The sequence below is a fragment of the Neorhizobium galegae genome (assembly GCF_017877135.1).
Taxonomy (GTDB): Bacteria; Pseudomonadota; Alphaproteobacteria; order Rhizobiales; family Rhizobiaceae; genus Neorhizobium; species Neorhizobium galegae_A.
In genome coordinates this window covers 174047-191570 of sequence record NZ_JAGIPH010000007.1, presented here as the reverse complement: position 1 = coordinate 191570, position 17524 = coordinate 174047, and the positions used below count along the sequence as shown (strand labels likewise).

Sequence of the window (17524 nt, the reverse complement as noted above, 5' to 3'; positions counted from 1 at the left end):
CGGGGTGTCACAGCCCCGCCCTTTTTCCTTTTCCAGGCAAATTTGGGGGACGGGTCGATGGCTATGGAAAATGTCACCAGCCATAAGGGTAAGGATTTCGAATATATCGTCGTGGGATCCGGTGCCGGCGGCGGAACGCTGGCGGCAAGGCTTGCGGAAGCCGGCGCGACGGTTCTGCTGATCGAGGCGGGCGGCGATCCGCGGACGCTGAAAGGCGGCGATCCGGCCTATCCGGGGGAAAACCGCCTGCCGGATGATTATGATGTCCCTGTCATGCATCCCTTCGCGTCCGAAAACACCGCCATGCGGTGGGATTTCTTCGTGCGGCATTATTCCAGCCGAAAGCTGCAGGAGCGCGATCCGAAATTCGTCGCCGAAGAGGATGGCGTGCTTTATCCGCGGGCCGGAACGCTCGGCGGCTGTACCGCGCACAATGCGCAGATCTTCGTCTATCCGCACAATGACGATTGGGACGCCATAGCCGAACTCACCGGCGACGACAGCTGGAACCATGAGAACATGCGCAAAATCTTCGAGCGCATGGAAAACTGCCACCATCGCTTCTTCCTCTATCGCTGGCTGGCAAAGCTCGGCATCAATCCGACGCGTCACGGCTGGAAGGGCTGGCTTCGCACCGAAAAGGCCATTCCGCTGCAGGCGCTTGGCGACAGGGAACTGGTTACCACCATCCTCGACAGCGCCGTCAAGGCGGGCAAAGCCCAGCCCAACCGGGAGGAGGGGTTCGACTGGACTGTCCAGGGCCAAGGCGATCCCAATGATTGGCGCCTTGTGCGCCAGAACGCCACCGGTATCCGTTATCCGCCGCTCTCCAACCACAACCACCAGCGGCTGGGTACGCGCGAGCGCGTTCTGGAGGTTCAGGCGCGCTATCCCGACCGGCTGACGGTGCTTCTCGATACGCTGGTGACCCGCGTGCTGTTTGACGCCCGCAACCAGGCGATCGGTGTCGAGGTGATGCAGGGCGAACGGCTTTACCGCGCCGCCTATAATCCAGCCGTGGTCGAGCCTGAGCGGCGCGAGATCCTGTGCTCGCGCGAGGTCATCCTGTCGGGCGGGGCCTTCAACACGCCGCAACTGCTGATGCTCTCGGGCATCGGTCCGAAGGCTCATCTGGAAGAACACGGCATCAAGGTGCGCGTCGACCTGCCGGGTGTCGGCCGTAACATGCAGGATCGTTACGAGGTCGGCGTCGTCAACGAGATGAATACCGACTGGGAGGTTCTGAAGGGGGCGAAATTCGCCGCCGGCGATCCGCAGTATCAGGCGTGGGCAAACCGACGCGACGGTGTCTATACGACGAACGGTGCCGTCATTGCCGTCATCAAGCGCTCACTACCGGAACGACCGCTGCCGGATCTCTTCTGCTTCGGGCTGCTTGGCCTGTTTCGCGGTTATTTCCCCGGCTATTCGGCGCTGTTTCCCGCTCACCTCAATTATCTCACCTGGGCAATCCTCAAGGCGCATACGGTCAATACCGCCGGCACCGTGACGTTGCGCTCAAGCGATCCGCGCGACCGGCCGCAGATCGACTTTCATTATTTCGAGGAAGGCAATGATCAGAACGGTGCCGATCTCGATTCCGTCGTTGCCGGTATCAAGTTCGTGCGCACCATGACGGCGCCGCTGAAGAAGCTCGGCCTCATCGTCAAGGAGCATCTGCCGGGGGAGCAGGTGCAGAGCGACGAGGCACTGGCACAGTTCGTGCGCGACAATGCCTGGGGGCATCATGCCTCCTGCACCTGCCCGATCGGCCCGCGCGACCGGTTCGGCGTGCTGGCGAGCGATTTTACCGTGCATGGCGTGCGCGGCCTGCGGGTGGTGGATGCGAGCGTGTTTCCCCGCATTCCCGGCTTCTTCATCGTGAGTGCCGTCTACATGATCGGCGAAAAGGCAGCAGAGGTGATCCTGCAACAATCCGGCCGCGCCTGAGGGATCGCAAAACCGAAAGGGGGATGTGATGGACGAAGACTTCCTGGGAATGCCGACCGACACGGAAGCTCTGCTGCGGCAGGAGGCGTTCGAGATCGAAGGCGAGGTCATACCTCATGACGTGCACGGCGTGGCGCTGAACCGCCGGCTGAACCGGCTGAACCGGTCGGCGCTCTGCATCTCCGGCGGCGGTATCCGCAGCGCAACCTTTGCGCTCGGCGTCATCCAGGCGCTGGCCATCCATCCGCGACGATCGGCAAACGAACCGGCAGAGCCGCAGGATGCCCTGCTCGGGCGGTTTCGCTATCTCTCCACCGTGTCGGGCGGAGGCTATATCGGCAGCTGGCTGTCGGCCTGGCTCAGCCGCGAAAGCTTTGTCGATGTCCAGCGGCAATTGACGGCGCGGCCGGAAAGGCCGGATGTCGAGCCGGCACCCATCCGTGATCTGCGCCGCGACAGCAATTATCTGACGCCGCAGGTGGGGCTGACATCTGTCGACACCTGGACAGCCGCCTCCATCGTCGTGCGCAATCTTGTGTTGATCTGGCTTCTGGTCATTTCGGCCCTGGCGACAGCGCTTCTGGCGCTGAAAATTGTGCTGGTAAGCATCGCCTCGATCGGCGCAACAGGCCCTTTGGCGGATCTACAGGCCGCGCGATGGGCACTGTTCGGTGGCGGGGTGCTGCTGCTGCTGGTCGGTCAGCGCTACACGCTCACCAACTATTCCCGCAGCGATGGCCGCGGTGGCGATCAGGTTCGTTTCGTCAGGTATGATCTGCTGGCTGCCGCATTCGGTGGCGCCTTACTGACCACCTGGGCCATTCTGCCCATCGGCTGGGATGCCGCGGCGCCGTCAGTCCCGCTTGTCCTCGTTTTCGGGGCGGCCATGTTTGCCGCAAGCTTCCTCCTGTCCTTTCGTTCACATATCGGGCCGCTGCACGATCCCTGGCTGAGGCTTGCCCGCTGGGTGGTGGCGGGCCTCGTCTGGAGTGGCTCCGTGCTCGTCGGCCTGATGCTGGTGGTGAATATCGCCTATGCGCCGGCCAGACTTCTGGCGCTTGTCGTGTTCGGTCCGCCCTGGCTGCTGATGGCGCAGATCACTGCCGAGACCATTTATGTGGCCGCTACCAGTAGCGAAACCCGGTCGGATGCACAGCGGGAATGGCTCGCGCGTGCCGCCGGCCTTTTTGTAGCGGCCGGTGTCTGCTGGACGGCAGCAGTCGTGCTGGGGGTGCTCGGCTCGCGCCTGATGGACGCCTTGTTGAACGATACGGGCTATGTCTACCGCTCGCTGACCGGTGGCGGTCTTGCTGCAACGGCAGGCTTTGCCCTTGTCAGCAGCGGCGAAGGCGATGGGGGCGGCGGCGAACGCGGGGTCGTGGCCGGATCGCTGGCACGGGTCAGGAAATTTCTCCAGCTCGCCGGCGGCCAGGTGTTTCTTGCTCTGCTGCTGATCGTTCTCTCGGGCGTGCTTGACTACGCTCTTTTGGGGGCATCGCTGCTGGATCTGCTTCTCGCCAATGCCACCCAGGCGCCTGTCACGGTCAGTGCCGATGGGACGGAACTCGATACGCTGCTGTTCGGTATCAAGCTGGAGCCGCCGGTCGCAGAGGTCGAAGTGCTGAAGAGGCTCCTTCTGGGGGGAGCCGTGCTCGGGGTGCTTGCCGCTGTCGTCTCGCGCAGCGTCAACATCAACCGTTTTTCGTTGCATGATCTCTATCGCAACCGGCTGGTTCGGGCCTACCTCGGTGCCACTCACAAAACCCGCAAGCCGAACCCGTTTACCGGCTTTGATATGGACGACAATCCGCCCATGCATCAAATCTGGCCGCAGGCGAAAGCGGCGAATGAGCCCGGTGTTTCGCGCCTCTTCCACGTGGTCAACTGCACGCTGAACGTCGTGTCCACCAGCAACAAGGCCTGGCAGCAGCGCAAGGCAATCTCGTTCGTCGTGACACCGCGCCATGCCGGTGCCGCCGATCTCGACCCGTGCCCGCGTTGGGCAGGTCATACCGGCCGTTATGCCGGCGCCTATCGGCCGGCGAACAGCTATGGCGGCAAGCAGGGGATTTCGCTCGGAACGGCGATGGCCGTCTCAGGCGCCGCCGCCAATCCCAACATGGGCTATAATTCCGCCCCGTCCGTCACGCTTCTCTTTGCACTGTTCAACATCCGTCTCGGCTGGTGGCTCGGAAACCCGGGCAAGCCGGGCAGAAACACCTGGCAGCTTAGCGGTCCCCGTCAGGCCATCGTGCCCTGGTTCGATGAAGCGTTCGGGCGCACGACGTCCGACCGCGCCTATATCAATCTCTCCGATGGTGGGCATTTCGAGAACCTTGGCCTTTACGAGATGGTTCGCCGACGCTGCCGGTTGATCGTGCTGTCGGATGCCGGCTGCGATCCCGATTTCACCTTTGCCGATCTCGGCAATGCGGTGCGCAAGATCCAGATCGACCTCGGCGTGTCCGTTTCCTTCCCCTATCTCGACCAGTTGCGGCCGCGCATCCGCGCCGGCGAAAAGGCAAGCTCTGCGCCCTACTGCACCATCGGGCACATTCATTATGCCGATGCCGACGGGGCAGGCGAGGATGGCTACATCCTCTATATCAAGCCGAGCTATCATGGCACGGAAGAGGCCGGTATCCGGGCCTATGCCAACGAGGACGAGACCTTTCCGCACGATCCGACCGCGGATCAGTGGTTCGATGAGTCGCAGTTCGAAAGCTATCGTTCGCTGGGCTTCGAGATTGTCGACCAACTGCTCTGCGATCTCGCCAAGACCGTGCCGGGCAGTGACCTGGAAGCACTTTTGAGCGCCTTTTCGCGCCAATGCCAGGCGGCCGCCGGCACTGTGGTGCCGTGGCGACCGGCGGCGGGCGAGGCAGCGGCTGCCGAATGACAGGGCTGGTCTTGCGCGTTCTCCTTCAGAAGCCAAGGATGCGGGTTGCCGTCCAGGTGAAACCGACAAGCGCGATTGCGGCCGAGAGCGGCTGGACGATGCGGTTACGGTACCACGGCTTGTCCTTCCACCAGAAGAGGACAAGGCCGAAGAGGAGGCCGACGACGGCTAGCTGGCCCGCCTCGACGCCGAGATTGAAGGCGATCACGGCGGCGAGACGGTAATTGGCCGGAAGCCCCAGCTCCGTCAGCACGCCGGCAAAACCCAGCCCGTGCATCAGCCCGAAGCCGAAGACCAGCAGCGGCCGCCATGGCGTCATCTGCCGCACCAGAATGTTCTCGGCGGCGACATAGCTGATCGACAGCGCAATCAGCGGCTCCACCACAGAACCCGGCAGGGCAATCACCCCTTGCAGCGCAAGCAGCAGCGTCAGGCAATGGGCCACGGTGAAGGCGGTGATCTGCGTGATGAGGGGGCGCAGGCGCGTCGATAGAAGAACGAGCCCGGTCACGAACAGCACATGATCCGGCCCGCCGGGCAGGATATGGGTAAAGCCAAGCTGGAGATAGTCTACGACAAGCCTTGGCAGCGTTTCTGACGGACCGGGGTGAAACGGCAGAGGCGGGCTTGCCTCGTCGCCCTCCAGCCAGTAGCTGCGGCCGGCGAGCTGCAGCGCATAGCGGCTCTTCAACAGATCGAATTGCCAGGTCATGGACGTGGCATTCTCCGGCATCGCCCCTGCCACCTTGAGGACAAGCACCGCCGGCCGCAAAACGTCCGTCGGGAACTCGAGACGCTCGATCCCGACCGTGATAGGCACCGGCGCTCCATCGATGGCGATGTGGAAATGGGCGGGCAGTTCGGCTTGAAACGCTGTGAGAAGGGAACGTGCCTTCGGCTCGTCGAGATCCCGGCTGGGCGGTCGGTCGGCCAGAAGTTCCAGCCGGTTGATGAGGGCTGTCGGCGCGGTCGTGAACAGCGCCGTCCAGGAGACGGCGTCATGCGCGATGATGACGCGGCTGTCGCCGATATCATGCGCCGCGGCTGTCGTCACAGCTATGAACGGCAAAGGCAGCAGCAGGAGGAGCAGTACGATGAGCGCGCGGACCCGGCACGTCGTCATGGCTGTGGTCTCTGGAGTGTGAGGGATGACCAATGGCTTTGCCAGTCCTCATGGGCGAACCAGCCGGCGCGTTCCATCCAGACGATCTGCAGCAGCCAGATGCCGCCGTTTTGGATCTGCAGCGAAAACCGTCCGTCGCTCCCGGTTCTTACCGTGAGCGGGTGACGCGGATCGTCCTTTCTGCGCGCAATCAAAAGCCCGCCCGCCAGAGGTTCAGCGCGCCAGAGCACCCGACCCGTGAGGATCGGTGCCGCGTCCTGCGTCGGATCGCCATCGACCAGGATTTCGAGCCTCTGGCCAAGGGCCTTGCTGGCGAGCATCGGATCGGCCACCATTCCGCCGAGCAGCGCCTTTGCATGGCGATAAAAATTCTCCCGCCCCGGCTCCAGGCTTTCATGGCGTAACGCCCGCTCGCGGATCACCCATTCCAGGCCATGGCTTTCAAGATAGCGTTCGAAGCGATCGGCAGGCAGGCTCACAGTGCCGCCTTCGCCGCTATAGGCAATAAGCGCGGTGCCTTCGCCCCCGACCGCGGTCATGCCTGCCGGCGTCAGGCCGTCGGCGCCCGAGACCGGGCGCGGGGCGTCCGTTCCGGACTGCAGGGTAAACACATCGATCGCCTGCGCCCGGCGCGGCACGGAATCGCCGACGAATTCCTCGCCGACCTTCAGATCGAGGGCCACGGCTGCCCCGGCGCCGGGGGTGAAGCTCGAGGGCTCGATCCAGAAATCATGGGCAGCGGCAGGTCGTGAAAGAAGGAGGATCGTTGCAAGGGAGAGTGCTGGCCACCGCAGCGGCCAGCTCGCTTTTGCCGTCCTACGTCGTGGCCAGCGCATAGACGTTCCGGATGACCCGCCAGAGGTGGCGCAGGAGGATGCGCAGTCCCTGCACCAGACCCCAGGACACCAGCAGCAGCACGATAACGGCTGCAACGATATAGGGCGTGAGCGAACGGGTGGGCGGCGGGGCCGGTGGCTTATCCGGCCACGGCTCGGCGAGATAGGGAAACTGCGGCAGGAATTCCTTGTCATTTTTAGTGGACCGGGGAAAGCCGCCCTCGATGAAGGAAATGTCCATCAGCAGGCAATCACCCGCAGCGCAGGTCTGCGCCACCACGTCATCGCTGATGCGCCGGCCGTTCGGATAGCCGACGGGGAAGCGGTCGCTGTAGATCATCACGTCGGGCTGGTTGTCGTACTTGCGCAGGAGAAACGACGTCTCCATCAGTTCGGCGAGCGCTCTCGACCACCACTCGGTATTTCCCTTGAGGAAATTGTAGATGTCGTTCGTGCGGGTCGATTGCTTGAGAAGCGCCGGCACCTGCTCATTGGCGGCAACCGTATTGAGAAAGCCAAAGCGCGGCAGTTGCGTGCGGATGGAGCGGCCGACATGGTCTATCTGCTGGCCGTCCTTCGCCGTCGTGCCCCACAGGATAAAATCCTTCTGGCCGGCCGGGAAAGCATTGCGCGGAATGCTCAATGCCATGGTGATGGCGTTGACGCCGTAGAAGCGGGGAAAGTTGAACGGATCGTCACGGACGCCGAAACTGGTTACGATATCTGCCGTGTTCTGCAGTCCCTCGTATTCGATCCGATCAAGGCCTGCGTCATTATTGAGCCGGATGCGCACCTTGGCATCGGCATGAAGCTTTGACGGCTCCTTCACCGTGCCGCCGTATCGGGCGACATCAGCGGCATTGTCGAAGGAAATCGGGGTGGTGAGATCGAGGTTCACCTCATAGACATAGGGTGAGAGATCATAGGGCGGCTTCGTGCTCAAGGAGCGGCGCACGTTGAAGATCAGGATCAGCCGGTCGTTCTCGGGAAAGAAGATGAGATCGGTGATATTGCTTTCCGGCCCCATCAGATTGGTTGGATCGGCATGGTCCGAGGCCTGCGCGACGCCCACCCAGCCAAGGCATGCGATCATCAGGACTGCCGCAAGTCGTTGAAGTCCCCTCCCTGCCGGTCTCATGCTGCGCTTGTAAAGAGCGTCAGCCATCCGCTGCGCCATCTGCCGAAGATGCCTGCCCATTGTCGCCTCCACACCCTTGAGAGAAACACCGCACGCGAGAGCTGATATTGAGTGTACCCGTATTGGTAGAATTGCACCAAAGTGAATGCTCTTCAAGGTAGATTTTACTGTCTGCGCTTCCCGCTGTGGCTGAGTGGAAGAGGTTCCTGGGTGACGGAGGCAGGGCAGGGGGTACCTGCCTTCGTTTCAATTTCATTTGAATTTCGTTTCTGATCGATTATATTTCGTTTCACAAAATGCGCTGAAGCATGACGCAGGGAGATGAAACATGGCGCGCGCGCCCCTCTTCGACATTTTCGTGATCGGTGGCGGGATCAACGGCTGCGGGATCGCGCGTGACGCGGCCGGCCGTGGCTATTCGGTGGTCCTGGCAGAAATGAATGATTTTGCCTCCGGCACCTCGTCCGGTGCGACGAAACTGATCCATGGCGGATTGCGCTACCTCGAACATTACGAATTTCGCCTGGTGCGCGAGGCCCTGATGGAGCGCGAAGTGCTGTGGGCCATGGCGCCGCATGTCATCTGGCCGCTGCGCTTTGTGCTGCCCATCCAGAAGGGAGGGGTGCGGCCCGCCTGGCTGGTGCGGCTCGGTCTGTTCCTCTACGATCATCTGGGCGGCAGAAAACTGCTGCCGGCAACACGGACGCTCAATCTCGCGCGCGACGAGGCCGGCCGATCGTTGAAGCCGGAGTTCCGTCGGGCGTTTGAATATTCCGACGGCTGGGTCGATGATGCGCGCATGGTGGTGCTCAATGCCCGCGATGCGCAGATCCGCGGCGCGACCATTCTCAGCCGTGCCAAGGTCGTGTCTGCCCAGCGCGAGGCGGATCACTGGGTGATCACGACGAAATCGACACGCGACGGATCAACCGAAACGCATCGTGCCCGCATGGTTGTCAATGCCGCCGGCCCCTGGGTGGACCAGGTTCTGGCTGGCGCCATGGGCCGCAACAATGCCCATAATGTGCGCCTCGTTCAGGGCAGCCACATCATCGTGCGCAAGAAGTTCAACCATGACCGCGCCTATTTCTTCCAGAACCCGGACAACCGCATCATCTTCGCCATTCCTTATGAGGGTGATTTCACGCTGATCGGCACCACCGACCGCGATTTCAAGGACGACCCGAAGGACGTGCGCATCAGCGAGGAGGAGGTCCATTACCTCTGCGATGCCGCAAGCGATTACTTCAAGGAGCCGATCCTTCCGGCGGATATCGTCTGGAGCTATTCGGCGGTGCGTCCGCTGTTTGATGACGGGGCCTCGAAGGCCCAGGAAGCCACACGCGATTACGTTTTGAAGGTGGAAGCACCAGAGGACGGTGCGCCGCTGTTGAACGTCTTCGGCGGCAAGCTCACCACCTATCGGCGCCTTGCCGAGCACGCACTGGAAAAGATTGCCGAAGTGATCGGTGCCAAGGGCCAGCCGTGGACGGCCGGCAGCCATCTGCCGGGTGGCGATTTCCCGGTAACGGGTGCCGGAAAGGCGGTGTCCGAACTGATGTCACACGCGCCGTTTCTCGCGCGCGGCCATGCCGAGCGGCTGATCCGCTGCTATGGAACCGATGCCCGCAGCCTGCTGTCCTCGGCGAAGACGGCCGAAGATCTGGGTCGCCATTTCGGCGGCACGCTCTATGAGGTCGAAGTGCGCTGGCTGATCGATAGGGAATGGGCGGTTTCGGCCGAGGATATCCTGTGGCGGCGGACCAAGCAGGGTCTGTTCCTCACCCGTGACGAAGTCAGTGGGCTTGAGGATTATCTGCAGGCGGCGATGGCCGCCTGAGCCCATCGTGCCGCATCGGAATGCGTTGAACCTGTCGCCCGGAAAACAAGCCGGGCGGCAGGTTCAACACTGTGTCAGCGCGCCATGTCAAACAGCAGGGCGCGCCCGTCGGTGATCCAGGTGAGGTCTTCGAACTGGCCGGCGCCGATCTCGACAGCATCACCCGAGGCGAGCCTTTCCCCCTCCAGCATCGCCACGCCTTCGATGATGTGCAGGAAGGCAAGCCGCCCTGCGGTCGTCGGAAGCGGCGTGCGGTCGCCATCACGGGCATTGGCGATGAAGAGCTGCGTGTCGGACTGAAGCGTCAGCGGCGCGTCACCGGCCCTGCCGCTTGCCAGAAGCGACCAGCCGCCGTCCCCCCGCTCGGCGGGAAGGGCGGCCTGCTGGTAGAGCGGCGTGCCACCCAACAGGTTGGGAATGAGCCAGATCTGCAGGAAATGCGCCGAATCCCGGCCGGAGGCATTCATCTCCGAATGGCGCACACCGCTTCCGGCATACATCAGCTGTGCTTCTCCAGGCGCAATGGTGACGAGATTGCCCAGCGTGTCCTTGTGCTTGAGCTTTCCGGACAAAACCAGCGTCAGGATGTCCATGTCCGCATGGCCGTGCTCGGAAAAGCCGGAACCGGGTGCAATCCAGTCCTCGTTGATGACCCGCAGAGCGCCGTATCCCATGCGGGTCGGGTCCTGAAAGCCACCGAAGGAGAAGGTGTGATAGCTGTTCAGCCAGCCGGTATCGGTATGGCCGCGATTCATGCTTTCGTGGATGAGGGTCATTGCCAGCCTCCGTCTGCTCGCGCGAAACGCCAAGCATTTGCTACTATAGGGACTGTTCCAGGATCACCGTGCTTGCGCCGTTCTTTCCTGGCAGTCACGCGCCGTGTCTGGCGCCGTGACCTCAAGATGGGGCAGGGCGCGGCGTTTCGGAAGAGCAATAATTCTCAATAGATTGTTTCGAAAGCGACAACTATGGGGCCTGTCTTGGGCGGTCGGCCCATGCAGCCTGACCCGGCCTCAGATGTCAGGCGAGGCCGGACGCACGGGAAGTGTGGTCCGCCAGCCAGTCCTTGAGGGCGTCGGCGCGCATCGGGCGCGACAGCCAGAAGCCCTGGATCTCGTCGCAGCCCATCGTTTGCAGCAGATCGGAGGCCTCTGCCGATTCAACGCCTTCCGCCACCACCCGGTAGCCGAGGCTGTGCGACAGGTTGATCATCGAGCGCACCAGAACCCGTTCGCGATGGCCCTTCGCCATGTCGGTAATGAAGGAGCGGTCGATCTTGACGATCGTGGCCGGCAATTTCTGCATATAGGCAAGGCTTGAATAGCCCGTGCCGAAATCATCGATCGCAAGCCGGATGCCCGTGTCCGTCAGTCTCTGCAGAAGGTCGAGCGCGCGATCGGTCTCCTTCATCATGGCTGTTTCCGTGAGTTCCAGCTCGATGCAGGCGGGATCGACGGCATAGTCCTTAAGCTTGTCCATCATCCGCTCGAAGAAATCCGGTTCTTCCAGATTGAGTGCCGACAGGTTGATGGAAAGCTTGAAATCGAGCCCCTGGGCCTTCCATTCGGCAAGCTGGCGCAAGGACTGATCGATCACCCAGGCACTCAGCCCACGGGCGAAGGTGGAAGCCTCGACGATGGGGATGAATTCCGCCGGGGAGATCGGGCCCAGAACCGGATGGTTCCAGCGCAGCAGCGCTTCGGCAATCTCGACGCTGCCGCTGTCGAGATCCATCCGCGGCTGGAAGACGAGGAAAAGCTCGTCCTCGGTTTCGAGTGCCACGGGAAAATCCTGGAGGAGACGGAAATTGCGGCGGTGGCGCATATCGGTGGCGGAGGAAAACCAGCCGATCCCGGTATCGCTGTCGCGCGCATCCTGCACGGCGCTCTGCAGCGACCGCAACACGTCCTCGGGCTGCATCTCAGTCGGATCAAACGTCATGACGCCGATCGAAGGGGTCATCGTCATGTGGAAATCGCTCTGTCGCTCGATTTCCGTCAGGATATCCAGCAAGGTCTGCGAATAGAGATCGGCGTCGGTGGCGGCTGGTGCAAAAAACGCAAATTGCGTGGGGCCGACGTGATAGGGCGTCGAGTCCTGGCCGACATGGGTGTTCAGGATGCGCGCGACACTGCGGATCAGGCTGTCGAGATAGGACGGACCCATGACGCGCGACAGGCTGTCGAACTGCGCCGTCTGGGCAAGATCGAGCAGGCTGATGATGTGCTGCCCACCGGGCCTGCGCTGGGCAAGGTCGGAGAGGTCGTTCAGCAACTGGAACCGGTTCGGCAGGCCGCTCGAGGGTTCTATGCGACCCACTGCATGCTGCAGTTCGATCTGGTCCATCACCATGGCGGCCAGATCCGTCAATGTGGCCATTTCGTCATCGGTGATATTGCGCGGCTCGGCGCCCAGCACACAGAGCGCGCCCAGCCCATAGCCATCCGGCGTCAGGAGCGGCGCGCCTGCGTAGAAGCGGATGCCGGCATTGCCGAGGGTGCTGTCGGCGTAATAGTTGTCCGCGTGAAAATCGCGGATCACCAGCATGCGGCCGGTTTCGGCCACTTCCGCACACGGCGCCTTGTGGCGCGGAATGCGGTCATGCTCCACCCCAACTTTCGACTTGAACCACTGGCGGTCGACGTCGGTCAAGGAGACGGCGGCGATGGGCAGGTTGAAATAGGAGGCGACAAGCCGCGTGATGCGGTCAAAACTTTCGCTGGGCAGGGTATCAAGAAGCCGCAGGTTGCGAAGGCTATTCAGCCGCGCCAGTTCGTCGGAGGCATTCATCTTCGGCTCTTAATCCTTGCACTTGAAGGCCCGTGCAATGCGGGTGCATGCGGCGCAGAGTGGTGGTGTTCAATGAAATCAGGCAAGCCGCTCGCACGTTCAGGACGCCTGCAAGGACGACTGAATTCGCGCATCTGCTCGGCAAGGCATCATGCCATGCGCTATATCCATAGCTGCCATTCCTGACTATGAGCCGTATTTCCCAAAGACCAACAGGTTTTGGCTAAATTAGCTTATGTGTATGTCGACATGCTTAATGGCTGGTATCCACTTTCCACCCCGAGCACAAGTATCAAAACTGTTACCCGCACGACGGGTTACGTTTTTCCAGGGATCATCTTGAGGATCGCGAAATGGCGGCAACTGTCTGACCCTTGAACGATGCACCGGGCCAGTGTCTGCCGATGTTCTTGCACTTTATCCTCGACAGGCTTAGCCGCGCCGGTATTTGTCGAGATGCGATAGGAACAAGTTCGGGACGTTTTGATCCTGGATGTGAACCGGCGGATCAACCTTGCCGCGCCAGGCCACGCCGAGCACCTGCATCGTATTGATGAGGCATGTGTCAAATCCGGCGTCCCGAAAGACCGCAAGACCTGCCTCGACATGCGGTGAAATCAGATCATGGAACACGACCATCGCATCTGGTGCAAGATGCGGCAGTACAGCGCGCGCATCCTCGCGCGGTGCATCGCCGTCGTGATTTCCGTCGATGAAGACAAATGACCACGGCTCGGGCGCACCTGCGCGAACGGCGTCGACGCATTGCGGCGAGAAGCCATCCCAGAGCCGGTACCCGACGGAGCCTGGAACCTTGTCGAGAACCTCGATAATGTCCTGTCGCCGTTGTGGATCTTCTATGGCCGGGTCTATGCAATCAAGGCGTAGCCCGGCCGCCAGCAAATGCGCGGCTGTCCATCCATAGTGCGTGCCGATCTCAAGTCCCCGTCTGCCCGAGAATTGGCAGGCGAATGAATAGAGGCATGCCGCCTCTTCGACTGACGCGTTGCCTGTGACATAGCCCGTGTGCCGCGCATCCGAACGCCATATATGCGGCACTTCCTTGCGCAGATAGGGCCAGTCCACCGCCCAGGGATTGCCAGCTTTTGCATGCGGGAATAGATGCAACAGGGATGGAGGCGTCATGCCCGGCGTGCCACCGACGCGATCCCGCCCGGCCCTTACGATTCGGTCGTGCTGATGCCGGCAGGCCGGATGGGCGGCGCAGACCTCGTGGCCGCTGTCCTTTCAAAGGCTCTTGCGAGGCAGGAGCGTGTTCTCATTCTGCGGACCGATGACGCCCATTGGGACAGACCCCATTGGTATCCCGACACGATCGCGACCGTTGATATTTCAGAGACGCTTGGTGCCGTCGCAAACCCGCGGCGGGCGCTCTACGTTATCCTGTGCGAGATCGGCGCACCGCGAATTTTCAACGTCAACAGCCGCCGTGCGTTCGAAACCTTCGCCAGCTACGGAAAACGCCTGTCGATCCAGTTTCGGCTTTATGCTTACTACTTCTGCGCCGATCGAACGGAGCAGGGGAACGAGGTCGGTTATCCTGTCTGGTTTTTTGCCAACATATTCCCCTGTCTGACCGCAGCCCTGATCGACACCAAATACCTCGCACGGACCCTCATCGACCGCCTGGCAATTCCCGCAAGCGAAACGGCGAAGGTAAAGACGCTCTATACGCCCACCCAGCTTGACGTTGCGACGACGCCGGTTGCTCAACGGCAAGTCGATAGGCCGCCCACGCACCGTCCCTGCATCTTTTGGGGCGGACGGCTGGACCGGCAGAAGCGGTTCGATCTCGCCATCGCCGTGGCACGTGCCATGCCCGACATCGATTTTCGCTGCTGGGGCAAGGCGGTTCTTGATGCGCCGCCGGATCTGAGCAGCCTTCCCGCCAATCTGACCTTGAACCCGCCTTTCGCACGCTATGACGAGCTTCCGCTGACCGACTGTGACGGCTGGCTCTACACGTCGGCATGGGATGGGTTGCCGACGATCCTGATCGAACTCGGCGCACTGGGTATGCCGATTGCGGCGAGCGCAGTTGGCGGCGTGACGGAACTGATCGATGAAACGACAGGGTGGAGCTTCCAGGAGACCGATGGCGTCGAGGGCGCCGTGCGCGCCGTCCGGTCCATGCTTGCGGATCCAGGCGAACGCGTAACGCGTGCAAGAGCGCTGCAGGAACGTGTTCGCAACCGCCACACCATGCAAACATATATCGAAGAACTCGGATCCATCTAAAGGAATTGCCCTTGAAACGCTCGTCCGATCAGATTGATATCTCTGTCGTCATGACTGCGCACCAGGAGGGGTTGCTGGCGGGTCCTTCTGGGAAAAGTGCACAACAGGCGATCGCGGTCGCTGAAGCGGCTGGGCTTCGGTGTCAGACAATTGTCGTGCTGGACCGTGCCGACAGTCTGACGGGAGCAGTCGTTGCCGAGGTTTTCGGCGGGAATGCCCACTATCTGACGACCAGTGAGGGAGATCCGGGGCAGGCACGCAACAGAGGCATCGAGATGGCGACCGGCGACTTTGTCGCCCTGCTCGATGGTGACGACCTCTGGTCGGAAAACTGGCTTGCTGCCGCTTACGATCAGGCCAAGGCGCGGCCGGATGCCGTGCATCACCCTGCCTGCCTCCTGCGTTTCGGCAACGACCGGCACCTGTTCTGGCACGTCGATTCCGAAAGTCCCCTTTGCGATAAGGCCTATCTGGACTGGATGAACTATTGGGATGCGCTCAGCTTCGCGCGAACGGACCTCTATCGCCGCTTTCCGTTCCGGCGCAACGATCTGGAACTGGCGTTTGGCCACGAGGATTGGCATTGGAATGCCTGGACCATCTCGGAAGGTGTGGCCCATAAGCCGGTTGCGGAAACCTTTCGGCTGGAATGCCACGTCCTGGTCGATCAGCGCGGAGTTATCCTACTACGTCGCATTCCCGCTGCTGACCGTGGGTCTTTTCTTGCGGCCGCTGGCGACACTGGCGGCCGTGTATGCCGCCATTGCCGCCTATCTCGTCGTCGCAATCTATTGGCTCTTCGATCCAACCATTCCCGGCAACGCCGTGGGCCTCGGATATATCAATCCGATCGCGCGCTTCGGCGAATTTGCGCTCGGCGCCTTCGCCTGCGAAGTGATGCTCCGGTTCGCAAAATGGCGGCCTGTCCAGACGACGACGGGCCTTGAGGTCTTTGCGACCCTGGCCATTGTCGGGGGAGTGTGGATGACACCGGCATGGATGGAGCACACTTATGCGCTCCGCTGTATCCTGTCGTCTCAGAGTGGTTGAGAGCCAACTACTTCGCACCGGCGTTCTGCGTAGCAATTGCAATCTTCAGCCAGCAAAATGGCGCCCTCTCGTATCTGCTCTCGCGCCCGATCATGGTGTGGCTGGGCAATATCTCCTTTGCCATCTACCTCGCTCACCAGCCACTGATCTCCGCAACTGCCCGCTACGGGCACGCCAACGCCTGGATTGAACTGCCGGCGCTGGCAGTCGGCACACTTGCCCTGGCGGCAGGCATCTATCATTGGGTGGAAAAGCCCACCATGGCCTGGTCAAAGAGAGTTGTCGAAAACCATTACGGAAACGCTACAGCGCTGGGGCCGCGTTAGGCTGCGGGAAATCGGGTCATGCATATGGCCAGCACTGTCCTCGCTGCATTTGAAAATGGAATCTGCCCCAGCCCGGACGATGTCAGGCATAATCCGCATTATGGAATTCTCTCTTCTGCGCCGCCGGAGCTTTCGCCGGGCGCAGGACATCGGGTCCGTTTCGTTCCCGAGCGGCGAGGCTATGCTCTGTGATGGGATATCGTCGGTTGGAAACGTACCTCTTTGTGATCGCGCATCAGCATTTCGTGACGGATCACCTCTGCCAGTTCAAGATCCAGCCTTTCGTCAAAAACAGCCTTGCGCTGCAATTGATAGATAGACTGCTTGTCTTTCTTCATGACAGGGCACCGCAGTGACTTGATCAAAACCAGCGGATGGGCAATCAGGAAATATTTCCCGAGCAGTCGCCCCTCCAGCAAGGGCCTGAAATCATTCAAGTCCTCGAACATTTCAAAGCGGCTTATCACCCCTGCCCGCTTAGGATCGACGGTTTTTTGATAGCGGAGGATCGTCTTGATGTCGTCTACCGGAAGGCGCAGCATTGCGTGATACACGTCCTCCGTCCTGAATTTTGACCCCACCGAAAACCCGCGTGATCTGAAATGATAGGTCATTTTGATCTCGCATTGCTGGATGACCGCATGCTTGTTGTTCGACAGGAACAGATTGGTCCAGAATTCATGAAAACAGGCGGATTTGATCAATCGCTTCTTGAAACTGAACATATAGGACTGAACGTGATGTCGTTTCTCGTCGGTGGCACGGTTGTTCGTCACCAGGCCGTAGAGGTCGTAATCCTGCTCTTCCACTTCTTTCAGAAACTGGCACTCTTGCGAGAGAGGAAACCAGATGCTGTCGTTCAGGATCAGCAGATTTTCAGGTTCAATGCCCTTTTCGGCGAGGAACAGGACCCCCTGTCTGTAGCCGCCAAAATCATACCCGTAATTGGGGCGCTGTATTACGCAATAGGCGTTTTGTCTGAGCGCCGCGTGATCCTCGCGGCTTAACGGGGTATTGGAAACGACGATCGGCGTGAAGCCGTTTCGGATCAGGTGACGCAACGTATGAAACGTGGAGGCCTGGACGCCCTGCGGCTGGTAAATGAGAAGAATTGCAACATTCTGATAAAGCGCGCAGGTGCCTTGGTCGATCTTGATGTAACTGCTCGAGGCTCTGTCGAACAAGGATCTCACCAGTCGCGATCCCAGTAGCCAGGGGATCTGGCTAATCTGCATCCAGATCCTATATATTTCTCTTTTAATCTTCCAAAGCGGCATGCGCATATCGAAAAAGTTCGATAAATTTCTATGAAT

13 protein-coding genes are annotated in these 17524 nt (G+C 60.9%); 6 read left to right on the top strand and 7 right to left on the bottom strand.

What is annotated here, in order from left to right; translation table 11 throughout:
• Positions 1-57 precede the first annotated feature (57 nt).
• Both J2858_RS19475 and J2858_RS19470 read left to right on the top strand, forming a co-directional pair.
• The gene (locus tag J2858_RS19475; protein WP_245366729.1) at positions 58-1950 is read left to right on the top strand and encodes a GMC family oxidoreductase; all 1893 of its coding nucleotides are present in this window, start codon (positions 58-60) and stop codon (positions 1948-1950) included.
• Positions 1951-1978: 28 nt separating this feature from the next.
• The gene (locus tag J2858_RS19470) at positions 1979-4849 is read left to right on the top strand and encodes a patatin-like phospholipase family protein (protein ID WP_210106511.1); all 2871 of its coding nucleotides are present in this window, start codon (positions 1979-1981) and stop codon (positions 4847-4849) included.
• 25 nt (positions 4850-4874) lie between these two features.
• Here the strand turns inward: J2858_RS19470 and J2858_RS19465 are convergent, their stop codons facing one another.
• The 3 genes from J2858_RS19465 to J2858_RS19455 are packed head-to-tail and all read right to left on the bottom strand — an operon-like array spanning position 4875 to position 7901.
• Complete coding sequence (locus tag J2858_RS19465; protein WP_210106510.1) at positions 4875-5972, bottom strand: HupE/UreJ family protein; 1098 nt, start codon at positions 5970-5972, stop codon at positions 4875-4877.
• Entirely contained in the window at positions 5969-6808 is an 840-nt protein-coding gene (locus J2858_RS19460; protein WP_210106509.1) for a DUF4198 domain-containing protein, read from the bottom strand. Before J2858_RS19460 ends, J2858_RS19465 begins: the two co-directional genes overlap by 4 nt.
• Positions 6789-7901: a hypothetical protein gene (locus J2858_RS19455; RefSeq protein ID WP_210106508.1), complete on the bottom strand. Its 1113-nt coding sequence runs from the start codon at positions 7899-7901 to the stop codon at positions 6789-6791. Before J2858_RS19455 ends, J2858_RS19460 begins: the two co-directional genes overlap by 20 nt.
• 373 nt (positions 7902-8274) lie before the next feature.
• Between J2858_RS19455 and glpD the strand changes: the two genes are divergently transcribed.
• Positions 8275-9786, top strand: a complete 1512-nt coding sequence (glpD, locus tag J2858_RS19450) for a glycerol-3-phosphate dehydrogenase (protein WP_210106507.1) — start codon at positions 8275-8277, stop codon at positions 9784-9786.
• Between the two features lie 74 nt (positions 9787-9860).
• On the opposite strand, the gene J2858_RS19445 is transcribed toward glpD, so the two are convergent.
• From J2858_RS19445 to J2858_RS19435, 3 genes are all read right to left on the bottom strand, one after another.
• Positions 9861-10562, bottom strand: coding sequence for a pirin family protein (locus tag J2858_RS19445; protein ID WP_210106506.1), 702 nt, complete (start codon positions 10560-10562; stop codon positions 9861-9863).
• Between the two features lie 244 nt (positions 10563-10806).
• Positions 10807-12576 (bottom strand): sensor domain-containing phosphodiesterase, encoded by a 1770-nt coding sequence (locus tag J2858_RS19440; RefSeq protein WP_210106505.1) that lies wholly within the window; start codon positions 12574-12576, stop codon positions 10807-10809.
• A gap of 432 nt (positions 12577-13008) precedes the next feature.
• Positions 13009-13722 (bottom strand): class I SAM-dependent methyltransferase, encoded by a 714-nt coding sequence (locus tag J2858_RS19435; protein WP_210106504.1) that lies wholly within the window; start codon positions 13720-13722, stop codon positions 13009-13011.
• 69 nt (positions 13723-13791) lie between these two features.
• On the opposite strand from J2858_RS19435, the gene J2858_RS19430 reads away from it, so the two are divergent.
• The 3 genes from J2858_RS19430 to J2858_RS19420 are packed head-to-tail and all read left to right on the top strand — an operon-like array spanning position 13792 to position 16211.
• A complete protein-coding gene (locus J2858_RS19430; protein WP_210106503.1) occupies positions 13792-14835 on the top strand; it encodes a glycosyltransferase family 4 protein in 1044 nt (347 codons plus the stop codon).
• A gap of 11 nt (positions 14836-14846) precedes the next feature.
• Positions 14847-15782, top strand: a complete 936-nt coding sequence (locus J2858_RS19425; RefSeq protein WP_210106502.1) for a glycosyltransferase — start codon at positions 14847-14849, stop codon at positions 15780-15782.
• Between the two features lie 48 nt (positions 15783-15830).
• Entirely contained in the window at positions 15831-16211 is a 381-nt protein-coding gene (locus tag J2858_RS19420) for an acyltransferase family protein (RefSeq protein ID WP_210106501.1), read from the top strand.
• Positions 16212-16390: 179 nt separating this feature from the next.
• On the opposite strand, the gene J2858_RS19415 is transcribed toward J2858_RS19420, so the two are convergent.
• A complete protein-coding gene (locus J2858_RS19415) occupies positions 16391-17446 on the bottom strand; it encodes a rhamnan synthesis F family protein (RefSeq protein WP_210106500.1) in 1056 nt (351 codons plus the stop codon).
• Positions 17447-17524: the final 78 nt, after the last annotated feature.